The organism is Sphingomonas sp. 1185 (genome assembly GCF_040544655.1).
Lineage (GTDB): Bacteria > Pseudomonadota > Alphaproteobacteria > Sphingomonadales > Sphingomonadaceae > Sphingomonas.
This window is the reverse complement of the sequence record NZ_JBEPKL010000022.1, coordinates 1-22382: the sequence shown is the minus strand read 5'-3', so window position 1 is coordinate 22382 and position 22382 is coordinate 1. Positions and strand designations below refer to the sequence as shown.

The window sequence follows — 22382 nt, the reverse complement described above, 5'->3', positions numbered from 1 at the left end:
TGGCTGATCGATGTTGCCACAACCCGTTCCATCCGATGAATCCCGTCGTGAAACGGGGCTCGCCCGGCCGCAACCGGCGGGCGAGCGGTGGCGGCATGCCTTTGGCCTGTTGCGCGATTACTGGACGTCGAAGGACTGGAAATTCGCGTGGAGCGCCTTGATCGTCCTGCTGGCATTCCAGTTCGCGGGCGCATGGCTCTTCGTGCTGATGAACCGTTGGCAACAGCGTTTCTTCGACGGTGTCGAAAATCGCGACGTTGCGGGCTTTGCCTCGCTGCTCACCGCGTTCATCGGCATCCTGGCGTTGCAGGTCGCCTTCGAAACCATCGAGCCCTATGTCTGCCGCATATTGTGCCTGCGCTGGCGCGTCCATCTGACCCGGACCTATCTGGATCGCTGGCTGGCGCGCAACCGCTATGCCGAAATCGAACGGCTGCGGATGATCGACAATCCCGACCAGCGCATCGCCGACGACGTGAAATTCGTCTCCGATCCCGAGGTCGGCACCTTGTCGATCCTGCTGAGCCTGGTCAGCGCGGTCGTGTCGGCCGCCTCTTCGATCATGATCCTGCTCGAAACCGCCGCACCGATCCGCTTCGCGCTGTTCGGTCGGCATGTGGCGATACCGGGTAGCACGGTGGTCTATGCGGCTCTGTATGTGATGGCGAGCAGCGTCGTCATGGTGCTGCTTGGCAAGCCGTACATCCGCGCGATGATGCGCTGGCAGCACCGCGAGGCGGATTTCCGGTCGAACCTGATCCATGTCCGCCGTAACGCCCCTCAGATCGGACTTGCCAATGCCATCGGAGCGGAGCGGCTCTCGCTTCGTACCGCCCTGCAGAACATCTATCTGACCTCGCGGTCCGTCATCCGGTCGCTGATCGGCCTCAACGCCGCCAACAGTCTGTACGATCGGATCGGATCCATCATCCCGCTGTTCATCCTCGTCCCGCGCTATTTCGCCGGGGCGATCAGTTTCGGTCAGGTCATGGGCGGCCGGGACGCCTTCCAGGCACTGGTGCCGCAACTGGGGTTTTTCGTGCACCTCTACCCCCGGATGGCGACGCAAATCTCGTACATCAACCGCTTGAAGGCCCTGGACGATGCGATCGATCACGAGCGACCGGCGGGCATCACGGCGACCGTCGGCACCTCGGCGGCGATCGCGGTGGAAACCGCTGGCCTCGTCATCCGCCGCCCGCATGGCGAGCCGCTGGTCGATGTCGGTGACTGGCAGGTGCGCGCGGGCGAGCGCTGGGTGATCCGTGGGCCGTCGGGCGCGGGCAAGAGCACGTTGTTGCGCGCGCTCGCCGGGCTGTGGCCTGATGGCGTGGGGCGGGTCGCATTGGCGGACCGGAGCACGGCCATGTTCGTGCCGCAGCGCCTCTATCTGCCGCTCGGCACGCTGAAGGCAGCGATCTGCTTTCCCGATGCGTCGGAAGATCATGCCGATAGCGAGATTGCCGCGATGCTCGACATGGTCCATCTGTCGCATCTCGCCGATGACCTGCACGCCCTGCGCATGTGGTCCGAGGAACTGTCCCCTGGCGAGCAGCAGCGGATCGCGCTGATGCGGATCCTGCTCCAGAAGCCCGACCTGCTGATCCTGGACGAGGCGACGAGTGCGCTCGATCCGGCGAACACGCAGCATTTCCACGATCTGCTCGGCCAGCGTCTGACCGACGTCACGATCATCAGCGTCGTCCATGACGAGCGGCTCCACCGCTATCACGACCATGCGCTGATCATCGCCGACGGTCGCGCGGTGGCAGGACCTCTGGAGTCACGATCATGACCAGACTGCTTGCCGCGGATGTCGCGGACATGGAGGACGTTGCCGGACAGGCGGTCGCCATCGCGCGGCGGATCGGGGCGGATCATGCCGTCGCCTCGGCGAGCGCCGGGGCGGGCGTGCAGGTGACGGCCCGCGCCGGCGCCACGGACACGGCACTGCGCGATGCGGGGCAGGGGCTGACCGTCACCGTCTATCGGGGGACGCGGGGCGGAACGGCAAGTACGGCGGCGCTCGACCGGCACGCGATCGCCGAGGCGGTGGACGAGGCCTATGCGATGGCGGCTTTGGTCGGCGAGGACCCCGACGCGCTGCCGCCTCTCCTGGCCGACATGGCCGTCGATACGCCGCTGCCGCCGCTCGATGCGCCGTCGGGGGTCGATATCGCCCGGCTGCGAACCATGGCGCTGGAGGGCGATGCGCTGATCCGCGCCGCGTCGGGGCCGGGCATGACGCTGGAAACCGTGTCGTCAGGTGTCTCGTCCAGCGAGGGCGTCCATGCGCTGGCGACGAGCGCGGGTTTCTGTCGCGGGCAGACCTATTCCAACCATGGCCGGTGGCTGGTGGCGCTGGCCCGCGATGCGGACGGTGCGGTCAACGACAGCGCCGACAGCTTCGATCGACGCTTCGACCGGCTGATCCCGACCCAGCTATTGGCCGAGCGCGCGGTGGCACGGGCGGCGGGCCAATTGGGAGCGCGCGCGGTGCCGGGGCAGAGGGCACCCGTGCTGTTCGAGCCGCGCGCGGCGATTGCGTTGATCGGCAGCCTGGTCGGCGCTCTGTCCGGCAATCCGCAGCTACGCGGCGCGACCTTCTTGCCCGATGCGCTGGGCAAGGCCGCCGCAGCGCCCCATCTCGACATGTATGAGAACCCCTATGAGCCCTTCGGTCCGGCAAGCGGCGGCTTCGATCGCGAAGGGATTGCGGGTCGGTGCCGCACCATCATCCGGGGCGGAACGGTCGAGGGGCTGTTTCTGGGCACGCGGTCGGCGCGGCGGCTGGGCATGGCATCGACCGGCAATGCCGATGGCCCTTGGAACCTCGCACTGACCAGTCGGGCCGAGCGTGGATCGTTTGCGGACCTTTGCCGACGGATGGGGCGGGGGCTGATCGTGCGCCGACTGAACGGGGGCGCGGCCGATCCCGTGACCGGCAACTGGACCTATGCCGTCGCGGGCGCGTGGGTGGAGGACGGCTCACCGGTCCACGCCGTCACCGACGTCACGGTCGGCGGCAATCTTCGCGACATGCTGACCGGCATCGTCGCGGTCGGTGACGATGTGGAGCGGCACGGTGCCTTTTCCACCGGATCCATCCTGATCGATGTCATGCAGATTGGAGGAGCGCCATGACCCCCGGCCCCGCGATAGATAGCGCCATGGCGCGCATTCTGGCGCCCGCCGGGCTGGACATGGGTGACCTGTCCCGCGCGCTGGGCCAACTGGCGAGTGCGGGCACCGACCTCGCCGACCTGTTCTTCGAGACGAAACGCACGCGGACCTTCTGGCTGGAGGACGGCCGCGTCGCGGGCGGATCGTACCAGATCGGACAAGGAGTTGGGGCGCGCGCGGCGCGAGGCGGCCAGGTTGCCTTTGCCCATTCGGCGGACATGGGTGCGGAGGCGCTCGCGACGCTGGCGGCGGCGGTGCGCGCTCTCGACGGAGGGGAGGGTGGTGAGGTCGCGGTGCCGATGATCGGCACGCCGCAGGTTCATAATCTCTATCCGCCGATCACGCTGAACGCGCCGGGCGGTGCTGGCCCGTGGATCGCCTTGCTGGAGCGGATCGACATGGTCGCCCGCGCGGCGGACCCGCGGGTCTCCAGGGTGGATGCCTTTCTGCGGATCGTCGATCAGACCATATTCGTCGCCGATCTCGACGGGCGTGTCGCGGGTGACGTTCGGCCGATGATGCAAGTGTTCGTCACCATCGTCGCGGAAAAAGGAGGTCGTCGCGCGCAGGGACAGGCAGGGCTGGGCGGACGTCATGGGGTCGAGGGTGTGAGCGAGGCCCGGATCGACGGGCTCGTCGCACAGGCGGTGGAGATGGCGTGTATCAATCTCGATGCCCGGCCCGCGCCGTCGGGCATGATGCCGGTCGTGCTCGGGCCGGGCTACCCCGGTGTCCTGTTCCATGAGGCGATCGGCCATGGTCTGGAGGGCGATCATCATCGCAAGAATCAGTCGGCCTTTACCGGGCGGATCGGCGAGCGGATCGCGGCGCCGGGCGTGACGGTGGTCGACGATGGCGGCCTGCCCGGCCTGATCGGCTCGCTTGCCGTCGATGACGAAGGTTCGGTGGCGATGCGCACGACGTTGATCGAGGATGGCGTGTTGACGGGGTTGATGCAGGATCGGCTCAACGCCGGGCTGATGAACGCCCGGCCGAGCGGAAACGGGCGTCGGCAGTCTTATGCCCATCTGCCGATGCCGCGCATGACCAACACCTTCCTGCTCGCCGGGCGCCACGCGCCTGACGACGTGATCGCCTCGGTCAAGAACGGCATTTACGCCACCGCCTTTGGGGGAGGGCAGGTCGATATCGTCAGCGGCCGGTTCAACTTCACCACGACGCAGGCCTGGCTCATCGAGAATGGCCGGATCACCGCCCCGGTCGAGGGCGCGACGCTGATCGGGGTGGGGCATGAGGCCTTGAAGCAGATTTCGATGGTCGGCCACGACCTTGCGCTCGACGATGGGGTCGCCAGTTGCAGCAAGGACGGCCAGCATCTCGACGTTGGTATCGGCCAGCCGACGATCCGGATCGATGCGATGATGGTCGGCGGCGCGTCGTGATCATCGTGCCCGGCACCCAACCAGAAATTCCCAGGAAAGCGAGATGCCTAACGTGACCACGATTCTTCCCGGCCATGAAAATCGTCCGGAAACGGCCGACCCTGTCTCGAGTGATGCGCTGCAACTTTTGGTCTTCAGCGCGACCTGGTGCGGGCCGTGCAGGGCCATGGCGCCGGCCATCGACGATATCGCCCAGGATTATGCCGGGGAGCTCGTCGTGGTAAAGATCGATATCGAAACATCGCCGGACCTCGCAAAAGAATTCGACGTGCGCGGGGTGCCCACGGTGATCACGCGCCGCGGGAGCGCGATCATCGACCGCCATGTCGGTGGCATGACACGGACACGGCTTGCGCTCATGATCGAGGACGCCTTGAAGCGCGGGGACGCTGCGGAATGAACAGCACGACGACCTTGCCCGCGATGGAGACGCTCCGCCACGCATTGGGGATGGAGGAGCCCGATCCCGTCACAGCCGGGGCCGATGATGCGACGCGGCTGGCCTGCTGGATGCTGAACGCCATCCGGCCATGGCCCGAGGCGGCACGGAACGTCATGCAGGCTCTGCTCATGGCGCATCGGGAAGGTCGGATCGGCTCCGCCGAATGGCGGAATCTGCGCAGCGCCGCCGTCGCGCTGAGCGATGACCGCGATGCCGAGGTTCGGGCGTTCGGCCATGTCGCGGAAGCCGCGGCCTGGCCCCTCGCGACCGCGCGGGCGGGGCTGGTCGAAATGATGCAAGCGATCTGCCAGCTCCGCGCCCAGCAAATGGCGAGGGCGACCGGGTGGACGGAGGAGGACGAGCAGGCCGCCCATGTCATACTGACGGAGATCGAGGCGGGCAACGGGAGGATGCAACCCCGGCGTGAGGATATCCCCGCTCTTTTCATGGCTGCAAACCCGGCTCTGGAGAAAAGATTCTGCGTGAACCTGACGGCCGCGAATGCCGCCTTTGGCGCTTTTAAAGCGGAGGTCGCGGCTTGGATCGCGGGCGCAGCCCGGTAACGGATTGGCGGCGCAGGTCGGGCAGCACGCGCCCGGTGTCGTAGACCGGGTGTGCCCAGGAAATAGCCCCAAGCCTTCGCCTTATGGTGAATTCCGTTCGATTAAAACGGGCTCCATGTCGCTTCTGACGTTTGCCATGGTAGCACATGAACGCAAAAGGGCGTTTACCCCGCTAAAACGGGCTCATAGCCGATCGGCAGGTCATGGCGGCGTCAAAAAAGGCGCATAGGGAATGGCCCTTTCGCTTGGCGGAGCGACGAACGGGGAAGCAAGGAATGAAATTCATCATTGCGGCTGGGCTGGTCATGATCGCGACGCCCGCATTCGGGCGCGATGCTCCTGCCGATCTGGTCGATCCGTTCGTTGGGACGCTGGCCGATTTCGGACAATTGACGCCCGCTGCGGTGGCACCATTCGGTATGGTGCAGCTGGGGCCCGATACCGATCCCGCCAACCATGCGGGCTATGATTTCGCGGCGGATCGGCTGCACGGCTTTTCGTTGACTCGCGGCGTCGGGGTGGGTTGCGGTGGCGGGGGTGGCGACCTGCTCGTATCGTTACGGCCTGCGGGCGAAAGCGGCCCGGCGGTCATGGACAAGCGCAGCGAGCGCGCGAGTGCGGGCTTCTACCAGGTCGCGTCCGACGATGGGGTCACGGCACAGGCCACCGCGACCCGGGGGGCGGGGCTGTTGCGCTTTCGGGTGCACCGGCCGGGACGCGTCGTGCTGCGGATCGATGCGGGGCACAGCTATGCCAAGCGGGCCTCCGCCGCATGGCAAACGGCGGACAGCGACGATCTGCGCGCCGAGATGGTGGCGGGGACGGTGTGCGACAAAGGGCTCTATCGCCTCTTTTCGTCCAGCCAGGTGACATTGAACGGTCGCCCGCTTCACCGCACGCTGACCGTGAGGGAGGGCCTCGCGACCCTGGACCTCGATGTGCGGCGCGGCGACGTCGTGGAACTGGCGACGGGCCTGTCGAGTGTCGACGTCGAGGGAGCCGCGCTCGTTCGCAAGCGGGAGCTGGGAAATCGCCGGTTCGACGCGGTCGCCGCCGAAACGCGCGCGGCCTGGAACAATGTGCTCGGGCGGGTAAGGCCGGAAGGGTCTCGTGCCGAACGCGCGCTGTTCTACACCTCGCTGTTCCGGGTCTTCCAGACCCCGGTCGCGATCGACGATCCCGATCGTCGCCATCGCGAGAATGACGGCACGATCGCCCGGTCGGCCGTCGGCCAGACCCGCTATGCCAGCTGGTCTCTATGGGACAATTACCGGACCCAGCTACCCCTGCTTGCGCTGCTGCAACCCGAACGCAGCCAGGATATCGCCCGCTCGCTCGCCGAACTCTATAGGCGCGGCAAGGCGCAATGGGCGACGATGAACGAGCCGTTCCTGACGGTTCGCACCGAACATGCCGGGATCGCGCTGCTCGACATGCGGCGCAAAGGCATCGTAGGGTTCGACGCCAGGGCGGCCCTTGAGGGCATGGTGGCCGACAGCGCCACGCTCCAGCGCGAAACGCCCGACCAACAGATCGAGGCCGCCTATGACGACTGGGCGACCGCGCAGCTGGCGCAGGACCTGGGGGACGAGGCGACGGCGCGCCGTTTCTCGGCACAGGCCTATGGCTATCGCCCGATGTGGCGTTCGGTCTTTCAGACGCCGGGCGCGGACGGCGATACGGTCAAGGCGAGGGGGCTGTATCAGGGGACGTTGTGGCAATATCGCTGGGCGCCGGTCTTCGATCTCGACTGGATGGTGGCGACGGTCGGCCGGTCCGAGTGGCTGGCGCAGCTGCACCGCTTTTTCGACGCGGGCCTGTTCAACATGACCAATGAGCCGGACATCCACGTCCCGTGGCTGTTCGCGGCGGCGGGGCAGCCCCAGGCGACTGCCGATCTGGTCCGCAAGATCCTGACGCAGCCGATGGCGCATCCCTACACCAATGCGGGCAAGCTGCCGCAGCCCTTTGTCGGCCACAGCTTTGCGCTGGCGCCGCAGGGATTTGCCGACGGAATGGACGACGATGCCGGGGCGATGACCGCCTGGTACGTCTTCGCCTCGCTGGGGCTGTATCCGCTGGTGCCGGGCGAGCCCTGGTATGTGGTGACGGTGCCGGCATTTGCGCGCACGAGCATCGATCTGGGGCAGGGGCGACGGATGACGGTGCGGCGGATCGGCCCCCGCGATGGCGTGGTCGTCCGCGCGGACTGGAACGGACGGGCGCTGGCGGACTGGCGGGTCGGGCATCATGCGTTGCTGGAAGGGGGCATTTTGACCGTCACGACGCGGCCGCGTTGATCCAGGTTGATGCATTTCCCTCAAAAGCTTCACAAATCTGTCGCGAACAACGGGCATCGGAGCCGCCAATTCATCCGAAACGGGGGAAATCATGATCTTTGCCAAAGCCGCGCTGCTGCGCGCGACCGCCCTGAGCGCGGCCCTTCTCGTCACGCCGCAACTGGCGAGTGCGCAGACGGCCAATGAGACGGCGGCGAGCGATGCCGCGCAGGCGGATATGGCGGCGCAGTCGGCGACCGGCGAGGAGGTGATCGTCACGGGTTCGGCGCGGCGGCAGCGGCGCTTCGACGTGTCCTATGCGGTCAACTCGCTGGGGCAGGACGATGTGAAGCGGCTTGCCCCGCTGAACTTCGCCGATCTGCTCGGCAAGCTGCCCGGTATCCAGGTCGAGGCGACGGGCGGCGAGGTGCAGAACGTCACGCGCATTCGCGGCATTCCTACCGATGACGGCTATGCCGTGTTCCAGCAGGACGGCCTGCCGCTGTTCCACGACATCAACGGCAATTTCTTCCGCGGCGACAGCCTCAACCGCTATGACCTGATGACCGAGCGGGTGGAGGTGGTGCGCGGTGGCCCGGCGCCGATCTTCGCCAGCCAGGCGGCGGCGATCGTCAACTCGATCACGGCGACCGGCACCGACACGACGCGCGGCAAGGTCCAGGTGACGGTGGGCACCACCGACCTGTATCGCCTGGACGCGATGCAGGCCGGGCCGCTGGGCGAGCGGACCTATTATGCGATCGGCGGTTATCTGCGACAGGATGGCGGGCAGCGCGACAATGGCTTTCCCAATGATCGCGGCGGCCAGATCCGCGCCAATATCAAGCGCGACCTCGACAACGGCACGCTCAAGATCAGCGTCAACTATCTGAACGACCATAACAGCTTCTACCTGCCGATCCCGATCGCCGATCCGCGCAATCCGTCGGTGTCGCTCAATCCCTATATCGATTTCTTCCACGGCACGCTGAACTCGCCCGCCTTTCGCGGGGTGACACTGAAGTACCGCGACTCTGCCGGGGTCGTGCGCAGCGAGACGCGGGATCTGGCCGATGGCCGTCATATGGAATATGGCAATATCGGCCTGCAATATGACGCCGAATTCGGCGGCTGGCAGTTCTCGGCCAAGACCGGCTACACGCAGGGCAAGCTGCGCTTCGACGCGCTCTATTCGACTTCCAATCCGGTCGACGCCAACAGCTTTGCCAATGGTTTCCAAAGCGCGGCGACCGCCGCGTTCGGGCCGGTCGCGCGGCTGGGCTATGCGCTGTCGGGGACCAATGGCGCGACGGCCTATGACCCTTATGCCGCGTCGGGCCTGGTCGTGCAGGGCCAGTATCGCGGCGTCGACTCCAGCTTCTATTCGGGGCAGGGCGATGTCAGCGTCACGCGCAAGTTCCAGACGGGCTTCGGCACGCATGACGTGCGGCTGGGCGGCTATGCCTCGGCCTATGGACTGACCAACAAGGCGGTCTATCAGGATTATCTGATGGAGGTGCGCGGCCAGCCCCGGACGCTGGACCTCGTCGCCTATTCGGCGAGCGGGGCCGTGCTGGGCTCGGTGACCGACAAGGGCGTGCTGCGTTACGGCACGACGCTGAACCAGGGCGATGTCGATTCCACCGTCTATGCGCTCTATGCCAACGACACCTGGGAAGTGACGCCCGGCCTGCGCATCGATGGCGGCATTCGCCATGAATGGTACAATATCAGCGGCTATGGCCTGACATCGACCTCGGTGAATCTGGGCGATCCCACCACGCTCGCCGACAACAGCGTCCGCAGCTTCGATGGCGGACGCCAGACACGCAAGGACAGCCCGGTCGCGACCAACTGGACGATCGGCATCAATTACGACGTCAGCACCCATTTCGGCGGCTATGTGCGTGCGTCGCATCTGGAGGTGCCGCCGCAGTCCGCCAGCTATTACAATATCAACCCCGTGCTGGTGAAGACGCAGGCCGACCAATATGAGGCCGGGCTGAAGGCATCCTTCGGACGCAATTACCTCTATATGACGGGCTTCTATACGAAGTTCGATCCGTTCAACGCCTCGTTCGTGGCGTTCAACCCCACGACCGGCCGGAATGACCAGTCGGTGCCCTTTATCGGCCAGGCCGAGGTCAAGGGCGTCGAGGTCGACGGCACGCTGGCCCCGGTGCCATGGTTCTTCGTCTCCGGATCGTTCACCTATCAGGAACCCGAGTACAAGAATCTGCAGAACAGCTCGGGCGCCGACCCCTCGGCCGTCAACGGCAAGCAGATCATTCGCGAGCCCAAGGTGTTCGGCAATATCCGTCCGACCTTCGCCTTTGACGCAGGCGGCGATCAGGTGGAGGTCTATGGCCGCTACGAGTTCGTCGGACGTCGGTATGTCGACCTGTTCAACAATACCGGCCTGCCCGCCTATAATACCTTCGGGCTCGGCGCGACGCTGACCCATGGCGGGTTCCAGTTCCAGGTCGTCGGGGACAATATCTTCAACAACAAGGGGCTGACCGAGGGCAATCCGCGCACCGACCAGCTCGACGGGCAGACTTCGCGCGATGCGATCTATGGTCGCCCGATCTTCGGGCGCAGCGTCCGCTTCGTCGTCAGCAAGGCCTGGTGAGGCCCATGGGACGGCTGATGGCGGCGGCGCTGGCGATTTCGATCGCCCAGCCGCTGCCCGCCGCCGCGCCAGCGGTACGGGATACCCAGCTGGCGGCGATGGCGGCGCGGCTGTTTCCGGCGCTGCACGGGCCGCTGGCGGGGGACGCACGGGATCGGCGCGTCGCCGCCTGCGCGGGAGTGCCTGATTGCGTCGTCGCGGCGGCGATCCTGCGTGACGAGGAGCGGGAGGCCCTGGCCGCGCGCTCCCCGGATCATGGGGATGACGTGCGGCGGCAGGTCGATGGGCTGAACGACATATTGCGCGTGTACGGCGTCGGCAAACTGCCGCGCTATCCGCTGATCGACGGGTCCGACGCGCCGTTCGGGAGCGAGGCCTTTGCCGCCAAGGTGGCCGATGCGGTCGTCATGGCCGGGGCGCAGCGCGGCGATCCGGCGGTCGGCGGCGACATAAGCCTGTCGCTGGCGCTCGCCCTGCTTGATGCCAATGACAAGAATGCGGCCGTCGCCTTCGAGCCCCTGGATCAGCGGTATAACGCCGCCGCCATCCGGCGGGCGCGGACCATGGCTTGGAGCCGCTATCGCTACACCGCGATCCTGGTCCTCGGGGTCGGGCCGGATGACCTGGAAACGCCGCTCAGCGCCAAGGGCAAGGTCAATGTGCGCGTCGCCGCCGAGCAATTCGCCAAGGGCGCAGCGCCGTTTCTGATCGTCAGCGGCGGTGCCGTGCATCCACGCGATACGCCGCATGTCGAGGCGCTGGAGATGCGACGCGCCCTGATCGAACGCTATGGCATTCCGGCGGACGCGATCGTGGTCGAACCCTATGCGCGGCATACTACGACCAATGTCCGCAACGCCACGCGCCGCTTGATCGCGATGGGCGCGCCGCTCGACCGGGACATGCTCGTGGTCAGCAACGCCTCCCATATCGATGCGGTCGCCAGCCCGGCCTTTGTCGAGCGCAACCGCCGCGAACTCGGCTATCAGCCCGCCACCGCCGACGGGCGTATCGCCCCCACCGCCATCGCCATGAAGCCTTCCCGTGAGGCGCTGCGCGTCGATCCCGCGGACCCGCTCGATCCCTGAACGGGCATGCCCAACAATGCAGCTCTGTCGATAGAGACACGCAGGCCGAATGCCAGATTTTACGAGCAGGCGGCCGAATTCGGTCTGCGTCAACGGGGCATCGCGAAGATGGATCGCAACACCAAGCCGGGCAGGGTGACGATCCTCGATGTTGCGGCCGCGCCGGGGGCAGACGATGACGATCGGTGTCATCGTGCCCAGGCTGACCGACACGGTCATGGCGATGCTGTACGAAGCCATCGCCCGGGCATGCGGGCGAACCGGTCGTATCGCGCTGGTCGCGACGACCGAAGAGCAGGTCGAGGGCGAGCTGCGGGCCGCCGAGTCCCTGTTGCAGCGTGGCGTGGATGGGCTGATCCCGGCCACCGCACGCGACGATGACGACCTGCCCGACATTCTGGCCAAACGCGGCGTGCCGTTCGTGCTGGCCCTCCGGACCGATGGCAAGAGCCTGTCCTCCATCGGCGACGACCGGCTGGGCGGCTATCTGGCGACACGGCATCTCCTCGACCTGCTCATCTCGGGCCGCAGTCGGCCATGCGAGCCCATCCAGATGGCAGCGCCGACCCTCATCCCGCGACGCTCGACGATGGCCAATGCGGGGAAGGAGCGGACGGCGGATGTCGCGACGGGCGAGGGGTAGCCGAGGCGACCGATCCCCGCCGTCAGGGGCGTCCGGCGTCGTAGCGATATGCGTGCCGCCACCCATCACGCTCTGACCCCGCCCGCACCATGAATGCGCGCGTGACGCGGTACTTTCCGCCGAATCCCGTGTATCACAGGGTGATAACGATGGTTCGATAGGAGCGGATGCCCATATGCATGGAGTGCGAAAGGGCACGAACGCGAGCGGAATGCGGCGGTATAACGAGCGGCTGATCCTGTCTGCAATCCGCCGACTAAACGGTGCATCCAAGGCCGAGCTGGCGCGGGTGACGGGACTGTCACCCCAGGCCGTGGTCCGCATCATCGACGAACTCGACAGTGACGGATTACTGTTCCAGGCCGAGAAGCGCACGGGCGGCATGGGGCAGCCCGCCACGGTCTATCGTATCAACGGGGCGCGCGGATACACGGTCGGCGTGGAAATCGGCCGGAACGCCATGACGCTGGTCTTGCTCGACTTCGACGGGCAGCAAAAGGCGGTGCATTGCGATGCCAGCGCCTTTCCGACCATCGACATGGTGGTGGAACGGATCGACCGGTTCCTGCACGAGCAACTGCCGGCCTCGCTGCGCGATCCCAGCACCTTTCTGGGCATTGGCATAGCGATGCCGTGGTTTCTGGGCGAATGGCGTGACGAGCTCGGCATTTCCGAGGATCAGGCCGAGGAGTGGCGACGCGGCGATGTCGCCAGCCGCCTGCGTGCCGGACTGCACTGGCCGACCTTTTTCGACAATGACGGCAATGCGGCGGCGCTGGCGCATCTGTTGTGCGGGGCGGGGGCCGATCTGCAGAGTTATCTTCTGATCAACCTCGGCACCTTTGTCGGCGGGGGACTGGTCCTTGGCGGGCAGGTGGTGCAGGGGCGGCATGGCAATGCCGGGGCGCTGGCGTCGATGCCCGTCATGGCCGATGGTCGGCGCGATTCGCTGATCCATCATGCCTCGCTCTACGATCGGGATCTCGCCGCGACGCCGGCCGAACTGGAGGGCTGGCGACGGCGCTGTACCGAAGCATTGGCCTTCGCGATCTCGGGTGCGAACAGCCTGCTCGATCTCGAAGCGGTCATCCTCGACGGATCGCTGGCAGCGGAGGAAATGGCCGACATCGCGGCGGCGGTGGAACGGCAGCTGGCCGAACATGCCCCGCCCGATTTCTTCGCGCCCGAACTGCGCATCGGCACGTTGGGGCGGCAGGCCGCGGCGATCGGCGCAGGACTGTTGCCGCTGCACGCACAGTATTCGCCTGATCTCAGCAGCTTGTTCAAGCGCAGCTAGTCGGCTTTCGCGAAATCCCGCCCGCCTGAGGCATGTCTGGTATCGCTAACTGCAAACGATTGCTCGACAAGCCCCTGAAAAGCCGCAAAATTTGTCCTTGACCAACTAAATCACACTAGTAGATTTAATGGCATCGACCGCAATAGCGGCAGGTGATGGGAGGATGACGATGGCGACCGTATCTCGGCGTACAAGGCGGGCGGGCTGCTCGTGGTGACCGAACCGCTGCTGCTGGGCGGGATCGAGGCCGGGGGTACCAAATTCCTGTGCGCCGTCGCCGATCGTGATGGGACGATCCTCGCCGAAACCCGGATCGCGACCACGAGCCCGGCCGAGACGTTGGGCACGACCAGCGCCTTTTTCCGCGAGGCACAGCGCGTCCATGGCGATCTGTCGGCCTTTTCGGTCGGCAGCTTCGGGCCGCTCTCCCTCAATCCGCTGTCGGCCGATTACGGCAGCATCACCTCGACCCCGAAACCCGGTTGGGAAAATGTCGACCTGCTCGGCCATCTGCGCCGGATGACGGAAGCGCCGATGACGCTCGACACCGACGTGAACTGCGCGGCGGTGGGCGAGCGGCTGTTCGGCAGCGGGCAGGGGCTGGACAGCTTCTGCTATGTCACGATCGGTACGGGGATCGGCGTCGGCTTGCTGATCGGTGGCGCGCCGCATGGCGGGGCGAACCATCCGGAGGCCGGGCATATCATGGTGCCGCGCGCGCCCGGCGATGATGCGTTCGAGGGCATTTGTCCGTTTCATGGCGATTGCCTGGAGGGGCTGGCCTCTGGTCCGGCGATGCTTGCGCGCTGGGGCGTACCGGCCGAACACCTTCCCGCCGACCATCCGGCATGGGATATCGAGGCGGACTATATCGCCGCGCTGTGCGCCACGCTCACCTATGTCGTTCGCCCGGACCGGATCATCGTCGGCGGCGGGGTGATGCAGCCGCAAATGTACCCGAGGGTGCGATCCGCGCTGGTCGCGAAGCTCGCGGGCTATGATGCCAGCATGCGGGCGATCGATATGGATCAATATGTCGCCGCACCGACCGCCGGGGCATCCGCCGGGCTGACCGGCGCGCTGGCGCTCGCCTATCGCACCGCGACACGCCAATGGCCGATGCACTGGCGCATGGCCGAACCCTTTCACGCGAACAAGGAGACGGTCGATGCATAGCATCACCACGCCGGACGGTCGGCAGGATGTGGACGATGCACGGGCGACGATCGCGATCGTGCTGAGCGCGGCCGGGGCGGCGCTGGGCGGGTTGCTGTTTGGATTCGATACCGCCGTCATTTCCGGGGCCACGCAGGCGTTGCAGGAACGCTTTGCGCTCACCGACGCATCGCTGGGGTTCACCGTCGCCTCCGCGCTGATCGGGACCGTCATCGGATCGCTGGTCACCGGCGCGCCCGCGGACCGATATGGGCGAAAGGCGATCATGCTGTCGGTCGCCATCGCCTATGTCGTTTCCTCACTCGGCGCCGGGCTTGCGCAGAGCTGGCCGATGCTGATCGCGTTCCGGTTTCTGGGCGGCCTTGCGATTGGCGCGGCATCGGTGGTGACGCCGATCTATATCGCCGAAGTGTCGCCCGCGAAGTTCCGTGGGCGGCTGGTGGCGATGAACCAGCTCAACATTGTGCTGGGCATCCTGATCGCGTTCCTGAGCAACTATCTGATCGCGCAGGCGCTGCCGCCCGAAGCGGCGTGGCGATGGATGTTCGGCATCGTCGCGGTGCCCTCGGCGCTGTTCCTGGCCGTGACCTTCCTGCTGCCCGAAAGCCCGCGCTGGCTGGCGGTGCACGGGCAACAGGCGAAGTCGGTGCAGGTCATGGCGCGCCTCGGCTTCCTGGACCCTGCGGCCGAACTGACGCGGATCGAGGCCGCAGAACGCCGCGATGCGGGGCAGGGCGATGCCCGGCTGTTCCAGAGCGCGCACAGCTTCCCGGTCGCCTGCGCCATCGCCATCGCGCTGTTCAACCAGCTGTCGGGCATCAACGCGCTGCTGTATTACGCGCCGCGCATCTTCGAACTGGCGGGGGCGGGGGCCGACAGCGCGCTGCTCCAGTCGATCGCGGTCGGGGGCACCAACCTGCTCTTCACCGTGGCCGCGCTGTTCTTCATCGATCGGTTTGGGCGAAAGCCGCTGCTGATCGTCGGGTCGGTCGTGTGCGCCGCCGCGCTGCTGCTGGTCGGTTGGCAGCTCGAACGCAGCGCCCCGAACGGTACGCTGATCCTGGGCGGCCTGCTGGCCTTCATCGCCGCCTTCGCGATCAGCCAGGGGGCGGTGATCTGGGTCTTCATCTCGGAAGTCTTCCCCAGCGCGGTGCGCGGCAAGGGACAGGCGCTGGGGTCCACCACCCATTGGGTCGCGGCGGCGGCGATCACCTGGCTTTTCCCGATCGTGGCGAGCGCGGTCGGCGGCTGGGTCTTCGCATTCTTCGGCGCGATGATGCTGCTGCAACTGCTCTGGACGCTGCGCGTGATGCCGGAGACCAACGGCGTCGCACTCGAAGACATGAACCTGAAGGGGCAGGCGGCATGAAGACCATCGCCCTCCTTGCGATGACCGGGATCGCGCTGGCCTCCGCCGCGTCGGCGCAGCGTCCCGATCCGCGCCCGACCTATCATTTCGCGCCGCAGCGCAACTGGATGAACGACCCCAACGGCCTCGTCTATTATGACGGTGAGTATCATCTGTTCTTCCAGTATAACCCGCATGGCGATCGCTGGGGCCATATGAGTTGGGGCCATGCGGTCAGCCGCGATCTGGTCCATTGGCAGGAGCTGCCGATCGCCATCCCCGAAACCGCCGATGTCATGGCCTTTTCGGGCAGCGCGGTGGTCGACTGGAACAACACGACCGGCTTCGGCCGGGACGGCAAGCCGCCGCTGGTCGCCATCTATACGGGGCATAATCCCAAGGCGAAGCTGCAGTCGCAATATGTCGCCTATAGCAATGATCGCGGCCGGACCTGGACCGTGCATGGCGAGGTGTTGAGCGTCGGCTCGCCCGAGTTCCGCGATCCCAAGGTGTTCTGGCATGCCCCCACGAAGCGCTGGGTGATGGTGGCGGTGATGGCGCTGGAGAACCGCGCGGTCCTGTTCACCTCGCCTGACCTGAAGCAATGGACCTTTGCCAGCAGCTTCGGTCCCGCTGGCGGGCGGGGCAAGAACTGGGAATGCCCCGATCTGTTCGAACTGCCGGTCGAAGGCGGCGCGCCGGGCGAGAAGCGCTGGGTGCTGGGCATCAATCTCGGCGACAATGCAGTCGGCGGCGGTTCGGGCGGGCAGTATTTCGTCGGCGATTTCGACGGCAAGCGCTTCACCCCGGTGCCGAGCTGGCCCGGCGAGGCGCAGTGGATGGACTATGGCGCGGACTTTTACGCGGCCGTGTCGTGGAACGACCTGCCCAAGGATGACCCGCGCCGCATCTGGATCGGCTGGGCGAATGACTGGCGCTATGCCGAGGCCATACCGACCTGGCCCGCTCGCGGCCTGATGACCGTCCCGCGCGAGGTGACGCTGAAGAAGACGCCCGCCGGTTATCGCATCGCCCAGGCGCCGGTGCGCGAGGTGGCGAGCCTGCGCGGGGAGCGACAGGATTTCGCCGCGACGCTCGGCGAAACGCCGGTCGATCTGCCGATCGCGGGCGGCTCGGCCGACCTGACGCTCGATCTCGACACCGGCACGGCGGAGCAGGTGACGATCGCCCTGACCGACGAACAGGGTTACCAGACGCTGATCGGCGTCAACCCGACCGTTGACGAGGTGTTCGTCGACCGCACCCGATCGGGCCCGCATTTTCATGACGGTTTCGCCACCCGCCATATCGCGCCGGTCGACCTGAAGGGAAAGCGGGTGCGGCTGCGGGTGCTGGCCGATCAGTCGATCCTGGAGGTGTTCGTCGGCGACGGCACGCGCACCATCACCGACCGCTTCTTTCGCGGTGGCGGCCCGCTTCGCTGGAGCGCGAGCGCAAGGGGCGGATCGGCGCGGCTGACGATGCAGGCGTGGCCGATGACTGGGGGCTCGCGCTGACATGAACGGCTTCGTCATGACGGTGGAAGCGATCGCGCCGGGCTGACGCCCACCCCGTCGATCTTTTGAAAATCAAAAAAACATAACGGAAATCTGGGAGGATTTATGCCGAAGACCTTGCTCGCCCTGCTGACATCCAGTGCGCTGGTGCCGCTTGCCGCCAGTCCCGCCGCCGCACAGGACAGGAGCGCCCAGGCGCAGGCCGATGCCGCGCCCGAAAACGACGCCAGCGCCGATATCGTCGTCACCGGCTACCGCGCCGCGCTGGGATCGGCGCAGGAGATCAAGCGCAACTCCGCGTCGATCGTCGATGCGATCGTGTCGAACGACATCGGCAAGCTGCCCGACAACAATGCCGCCGAAGCGATTGCGCGCGTCACCGGCGTCACCGTCCAGCGCTATAACGACGAAGCCGGGGTGATCTTGGTGCGCGGCCTGCCCGATGTCGCGACCACCTTCAACGGCCGCGAATTCTTCTCGGCCGAGGACCGCGTGCTGCACCTTCAGGATTTTCCGGCGGGCGTTGCGGCGGGGATCGAGGTCTATAAATCGGGGACGTCCGACCTCATTGAACCGGGGCTTGCCGGGCTGGTCAATCTGCGATCGCGCCGCCCGTTCGACGTCAAGGATACCGAGATCGCGGGCGAATTGCGCGCGTCCTATAATGATCAGGCACGGGCGTTCGACCCGGCGGGCAATCTGCTGCTGACCAAGCGCTGGGACACGCCGATCGGGGAGGTCGGCGCGCTGATCAACGTCAGCTATGTCCGCACCACCTATCGCAACGCCGATCGTTATGCCGATTCCGCGATCATCTCGCCGCGCGGCTTCGGGGCGAACGACGCCGCCGATGACCTGACCGTGACCACGCCGGGCGTGGGCATGGATTTCCGCTTTCCCGCCAATGCGGGCAATTTCTACGAAAAGGGCGTGCGCCACCGCCCGGCGGTCAACGGCACGATCCAGTGGCGACCGACCCCCAATCTCGAAGTCTTCGCCGAAGGGCTGTGGCAGGCCTATCGCGGCCAGGTGCTGCGCGATGCGTTCAACGTCAATTTCGAACGCCGCGATGCGAACGGCGTCGCCCCGACGCTGAGCAATGTCGTGCTGGTGCCGGGCGAGCCGGACAAGGCGGCCAGCTTCACCAAGACCGGCGGCTATGTCCCCGAATTCTATCGTTCGACCCAGAATGACCGTACCGATACGTGGCAGGCGGCGGCGGGTTTCAAATGGACCACCGGCCGCGCGACGCTGTCGGGCGACTTCGCCTATACCAACAGCAAATATCAGGCGTCGGAATATAGCCTCGACGCCCAGCTTGCCAGCGCGCCCACCATCAATGTCGATTGGGACGTGCGCGGATCGGCGGTGTTCGATCTGGGCGGCTATGCCATCGACAATCCGGCCAATAGCCGTTGGCGCGGCTATTATCAGCGCGACTTGGTGACCAAGGGCGATGGCGTCCAGGGGCGCATCGATCTGGATCTCGAAACCGACTGGGACTGGCTGCCGCGGCTGCAATTCGGCTTCCGCGCCAGCGATCGCAACGCCTATTCGCAGAACAACAATCGCTATGCCTATACCGCCGGGCTGAACATCCCGCTCGACAGCCTGCCGACGGGGGCGCTCGGGCTTATCACCGACGGGTTTCGCGACGACCCGCAACGCTTCAAGAACTGGCTCGCCCCCAGTCGCGATGCGATCCGCGACAATGGCGAGGCCCTGCGCCTGCTGGCGCTGCAATCGGTCCAGCGCGCGACCCTATTATTCCCCTCGGACAATGGCATTCGCGAAGCGGTGACCAAATTCGCGACCGCCGAGATTCCGTTCAATCCGCTGGGCGGCTTCACCGCCAGCGAGGCAAGCTATGCGGCCTATGGCCAGGGGAAGTTTGATTTCGACCTGGGCGGGGTGCGGATCGACGGCACGGTCGGCGCGCGCATCGTCAACACCGACGGCACCTATCGCGGGTTAAGCCGGGTGCAGGCCGCCGACGGCACGATCGGTATCGTCCCCAGCACCACGCGCCAGAATTATGTCGATGTGCTGCCCTCCGCGATCGCGCGAGTCCGCTTCTCGAATGAATGGCAGATACGGCTGGGCTATACCCAGACGCGGACCCGGCCGGGCTTCGGGCAGCTCAATCCGTCGATCAACATCACCCGCAACAGCCCGGGTCCCGACGGCACGCCACCGGTGTTCGACGCCAGCGGTTCGGGCGGCAATCCCGATCTGCGACCGCTGACGTCGAAGAATTACGATGCGTCGCTCGAATGGTATTTCTCGAAGAACGGATCGGCGTCGGTCGCCGCCTTCTATCGCGACCTGAACGGTTTCATCGGCTATTATACCCAGGTCGTGACCGATCCCATCTATGGCCGCGTCCAGCTCAACCGGCCGGAAAATGCCGGTGACGGGCGGATCAAGGGGATCGAGGCGTCGCTCCAGACCTTTTTCGACTTCCTGCCCGGTGCGCTGTCGGGCTTCGGCGTCCAGGGCAATGTCACCTATCTCGATGGCACCAATCAGTTGCCCCGCGTGCTGGGCGAGGGCGACCGACAGGTGGAGATTACCGGCCTGTCGAAATGGGCGTACAACCTGACGGCCTTTTACGAGAAGAGCGGCATCTCCGCGCGGCTGTCCTATAACTGGCGATCGCGCTACGTCACCAGCTACAACCGCAATATCAACGAAGATCAATATGCCGGCGAGCTGGTGCGGCCGGTCTCCCGTCTCGATTTTTCGGCCAGCTACGACGCATTTCGCAATATCTCCTTGGTCGCGAACGTCAGCAATATTCTGGCGCAGCCGTTCAAGAACTATCGCTTCTACAATGAAACGCAATTCTTCGGCCGCGATCTGCGGGTGGAGGGGCGCTATTTCAGCCTGGGCGTCCGCTTCAAGATGTAATCCGGGCGGCGGACGTGCCTTGCCGCGTCCGCCGGACCGTCCCGATGCGAATATCGCGCGATCGCTCGAAGAAGCGATGCGCGGAGGATGACGTGCGGCGGCTCGTCGCGCGCGGAGAGGAAGCAGATGGCATCGATATTTTCGCGTCGTCAGACGCTCGGCTTCATCACGACCCTGCCCATGCTGTCCGCCTGTGGCGGATCGGGCGACGGGGGAGGGGGCAGCGCCTCGGCCGCCGGACTCGCTCCGGCCCCGACGCCGACCCCCAGCCCGACCCAAAGCCCCGCCCCGGCGGCGGTCGGCGGCCGTCCGCGTTATCATATTGCCGCGCCCGATGGCGGCTGGATCAACGATCCGCAGCGCCCGGTGCGGATCGGCGACAGCTGGACGATGTGGGCGCTCTACAATCCCACATGGCCGAATGGCGGCACCGAATGGCGCCGCTGGACCTCGACCGATCTCGTCACCTGGACCGATCGCGGCGTGTCGATTCCACGTCAGACGACGGCGTTCGGCGATGTATGGAGCGGCAGCGCGGTGATCGACACCGACGACACCGCCGTTTTCGGGGCGGGGACGCTGATCGCGCTTACGACGATGCCCGCCGACAATGCCGCCGGACAGAACCAGTCGACCGCGCTGTGGTATTCGCGCGACGGCGGGGCGAGCTTCGCCTTCCACGCGATCGTCCATCCCAATTTTCCGGGCAACAAGCCGTTCCGCGACCCAACCGTGTTCTGGCATGCACCCACGTCGCGTTGGGTCATGACCTTGTCGGAAGAGGGCAAGATCGGGTTCTACACCTCTCCGGACCTGAAACAGTGGAGCTATGCCAGCGGCTTTGTCTCCACCTTGGTTGGCGGGGTGATGGAATGCTCGCACCTCTTCCCGCTGCACCTCTACGATGCGAACGGGGCCACGGGCGTCGACAAATGGGTGTTGCTGGTCGGCGGCGACGGGACGGGCGGCGGCTTTACCGGCGGCAGCTATTATTGGGTGGGCAGCTTTGACGGGACCGGCTTCACCGCCGACAGCGCGACCGGCCATTGGCTCGACGGCGGGGCCGATTATTATGCCGCCATGGTGTGGCAGGACCCGCGAGCGGCCGATCCGCTTGCCGCGGCGTGGACGATGGGCTGGATGAACAATTGGGCCTATGCCAATCAACTGCCCGCCTCCGCCGGCTATCGCGGGCAGTTGAGCATCGTCCGCCAGATCCGACTGCAGCGCAACTCCGACGGCACGCCCAGCCTGCGCATGACGCCGATCGCCGCCCAGAATAACGCGTTCCAGAGCGTGATGCTCGGGACGGATCAGACCATCACCGACGGACGCGACTATGTCTGGCCCGCCGATGCCGGAATGATCGCCGGGCGGATCGACCTGACGCTCACCCGCGTCGGTGCCGACTGGCCGGGCGGCGCATGGCTGTCGGTGCGCGGCGGCCAAGGTTACTTCACCCAGATCGGCTTCGAACTGAACAAAAGCCATGTATTTGTGAAACGCGACACCAGCGGTCCTTACCCGCCCGACCATGTTGCATGGCGCGAGACTCGCAGCGTACGGTGCGAAGCCGCTGACGGAAAGGTGACGGTCAGCATCTTCCTCGATACCGGTTCGATCGAGGTGTTCATCAACGATGGTGACAGCGTCCTTTCCGAACTCATCAATGCGCCATCGGATGCGACCAGCTTGAACCTCAACGCAAGCGGTGGTTCGGTTCGAGTATCCGAGGTTCGGGTTCTCGCGGGGGGCTAGGGCGGATCGACATTCAGCATTGCTTCTTCTTTCCCTCTCCCCTGGACAGGGGAGTGTTCACCCCGGACTCTGCAGGCGTTTTCTGGCGAGGAATATGTCGAGGGTGATCTCGAGCATGTTTTGGGTCTTGGAGGCGCGCTTGG

General features: G+C 65.9%; 15 protein-coding genes. All 15 read left to right on the top strand.

Going from position 1 to position 22382, the window contains the following annotated elements; all coding sequences use genetic code 11:
* Positions 1-10: 10 nt before the first annotated feature.
* The 15 genes from ABIC44_RS14050 to ABIC44_RS13980 all read left to right on the top strand — a co-directional run bounded on the left by ABIC44_RS14050 (position 11) and on the right by ABIC44_RS13980 (position 22239).
* The gene (locus tag ABIC44_RS14050) at positions 11-1795 is read left to right on the top strand and encodes an ABC transporter ATP-binding protein/permease (RefSeq protein ID WP_354296163.1); all 1785 of its coding nucleotides are present in this window, start codon (positions 11-13) and stop codon (positions 1793-1795) included.
* Positions 1792-3144 carry a TldD/PmbA family protein gene (locus ABIC44_RS14045; RefSeq protein ID WP_354296162.1) on the top strand — a complete coding sequence of 451 codons (1353 nt, stop codon included), beginning with the start codon at positions 1792-1794 and terminating at the stop codon, positions 3142-3144. Before ABIC44_RS14050 ends, ABIC44_RS14045 begins: the two co-directional genes overlap by 4 nt.
* A 26-nt stretch (positions 3145-3170) precedes the next feature.
* Complete coding sequence (locus ABIC44_RS14040; protein ID WP_354296160.1) at positions 3171-4586, top strand: metallopeptidase TldD-related protein; 1416 nt, start codon at positions 3171-3173, stop codon at positions 4584-4586.
* Positions 4587-4638: 52 nt separating this feature from the next.
* A complete protein-coding gene (locus ABIC44_RS14035) occupies positions 4639-4986 on the top strand; it encodes a thioredoxin family protein (RefSeq protein WP_354296159.1) in 348 nt (115 codons plus the stop codon).
* A 110-nt stretch (positions 4987-5096) separates the two neighbouring features.
* On the top strand, positions 5097-5591 hold the full coding sequence (locus ABIC44_RS14030; RefSeq protein WP_354296157.1) for a hypothetical protein: 495 nt from the start codon (positions 5097-5099) through the stop codon (positions 5589-5591).
* A gap of 275 nt (positions 5592-5866) precedes the next feature.
* Complete coding sequence (locus ABIC44_RS14025) at positions 5867-7891, top strand: glycoside hydrolase domain-containing protein (RefSeq protein ID WP_354296155.1); 2025 nt, start codon at positions 5867-5869, stop codon at positions 7889-7891.
* Between the two features lie 91 nt (positions 7892-7982).
* Entirely contained in the window at positions 7983-10502 is a 2520-nt protein-coding gene (locus ABIC44_RS14020; protein ID WP_354296154.1) for a TonB-dependent receptor, read from the top strand.
* A gap of 5 nt (positions 10503-10507) precedes the next feature.
* Positions 10508-11590, top strand: coding sequence for a YdcF family protein (locus tag ABIC44_RS14015; protein ID WP_354296206.1), 1083 nt, complete (start codon positions 10508-10510; stop codon positions 11588-11590).
* Positions 11591-11765: 175 nt separating this feature from the next.
* Entirely contained in the window at positions 11766-12233 is a 468-nt protein-coding gene (locus ABIC44_RS14010; RefSeq protein ID WP_354296152.1) for a type 1 periplasmic-binding domain-containing protein, read from the top strand.
* Positions 12234-12444: 211 nt separating this feature from the next.
* A complete protein-coding gene (locus tag ABIC44_RS14005; protein ID WP_354296151.1) occupies positions 12445-13530 on the top strand; it encodes an ROK family transcriptional regulator in 1086 nt (361 codons plus the stop codon).
* A gap of 213 nt (positions 13531-13743) precedes the next feature.
* Positions 13744-14706, top strand: coding sequence for an ROK family protein (locus tag ABIC44_RS14000; protein WP_354296149.1), 963 nt, complete (start codon positions 13744-13746; stop codon positions 14704-14706).
* A complete protein-coding gene (locus ABIC44_RS13995) occupies positions 14699-16075 on the top strand; it encodes a sugar porter family MFS transporter (RefSeq protein ID WP_354296147.1) in 1377 nt (458 codons plus the stop codon). Before ABIC44_RS14000 ends, ABIC44_RS13995 begins: the two co-directional genes overlap by 8 nt.
* Positions 16072-17571, top strand: a complete 1500-nt coding sequence (locus ABIC44_RS13990) for a glycoside hydrolase family 32 protein (protein ID WP_354296146.1) — start codon at positions 16072-16074, stop codon at positions 17569-17571. The genes ABIC44_RS13995 and ABIC44_RS13990 overlap by 4 nt, the downstream gene beginning before the upstream one ends.
* Before the next feature lie 105 nt (positions 17572-17676).
* A complete protein-coding gene (locus ABIC44_RS13985; protein WP_354296145.1) occupies positions 17677-20481 on the top strand; it encodes a TonB-dependent receptor in 2805 nt (934 codons plus the stop codon).
* A gap of 126 nt (positions 20482-20607) precedes the next feature.
* Positions 20608-22239 (top strand): glycoside hydrolase family 32 protein, encoded by a 1632-nt coding sequence (locus ABIC44_RS13980; protein WP_354296143.1) that lies wholly within the window; start codon positions 20608-20610, stop codon positions 22237-22239.
* Positions 22240-22382: the final 143 nt, after the last annotated feature.

Excerpts from the sequence above, each read along its gene's own strand:
- ABIC44_RS14050 (WP_354296163.1), top strand. The coding sequence starts at position 11 with ATGTTGCCACAACCCGTTCCATCCGATGAATCCCGTCGTGAAACGGGG.
- ABIC44_RS14045 (WP_354296162.1), top strand. The coding sequence starts at position 1,792 with ATGACCAGACTGCTTGCCGCGGATGTCGCGGACATGGAGGACGTTGCC.
- ABIC44_RS14040 (WP_354296160.1), top strand. The coding sequence starts at position 3,171 with ATGGCGCGCATTCTGGCGCCCGCCGGGCTGGACATGGGTGACCTGTCC.
- ABIC44_RS14030 (WP_354296157.1), top strand. The coding sequence starts at position 5,097 with ATGCTGAACGCCATCCGGCCATGGCCCGAGGCGGCACGGAACGTCATG.
- ABIC44_RS14025 (WP_354296155.1), top strand. The coding sequence starts at position 5,867 with ATGAAATTCATCATTGCGGCTGGGCTGGTCATGATCGCGACGCCCGCA.
- ABIC44_RS14020 (WP_354296154.1), top strand. The coding sequence starts at position 7,983 with ATGATCTTTGCCAAAGCCGCGCTGCTGCGCGCGACCGCCCTGAGCGCG.
- ABIC44_RS14015 (WP_354296206.1), top strand. The coding sequence starts at position 10,508 with ATGGGACGGCTGATGGCGGCGGCGCTGGCGATTTCGATCGCCCAGCCG.
- ABIC44_RS14010 (WP_354296152.1), top strand. The coding sequence starts at position 11,766 with ATGACGATCGGTGTCATCGTGCCCAGGCTGACCGACACGGTCATGGCG.
- ABIC44_RS14005 (WP_354296151.1), top strand. The coding sequence starts at position 12,445 with ATGCGGCGGTATAACGAGCGGCTGATCCTGTCTGCAATCCGCCGACTA.
- ABIC44_RS13995 (WP_354296147.1), top strand. The coding sequence starts at position 14,699 with ATGCATAGCATCACCACGCCGGACGGTCGGCAGGATGTGGACGATGCA.
- ABIC44_RS13990 (WP_354296146.1), top strand. The coding sequence starts at position 16,072 with ATGAAGACCATCGCCCTCCTTGCGATGACCGGGATCGCGCTGGCCTCC.
- ABIC44_RS13985 (WP_354296145.1), top strand. The coding sequence starts at position 17,677 with ATGCCGAAGACCTTGCTCGCCCTGCTGACATCCAGTGCGCTGGTGCCG.
- ABIC44_RS13980 (WP_354296143.1), top strand. The coding sequence starts at position 20,608 with ATGGCATCGATATTTTCGCGTCGTCAGACGCTCGGCTTCATCACGACC.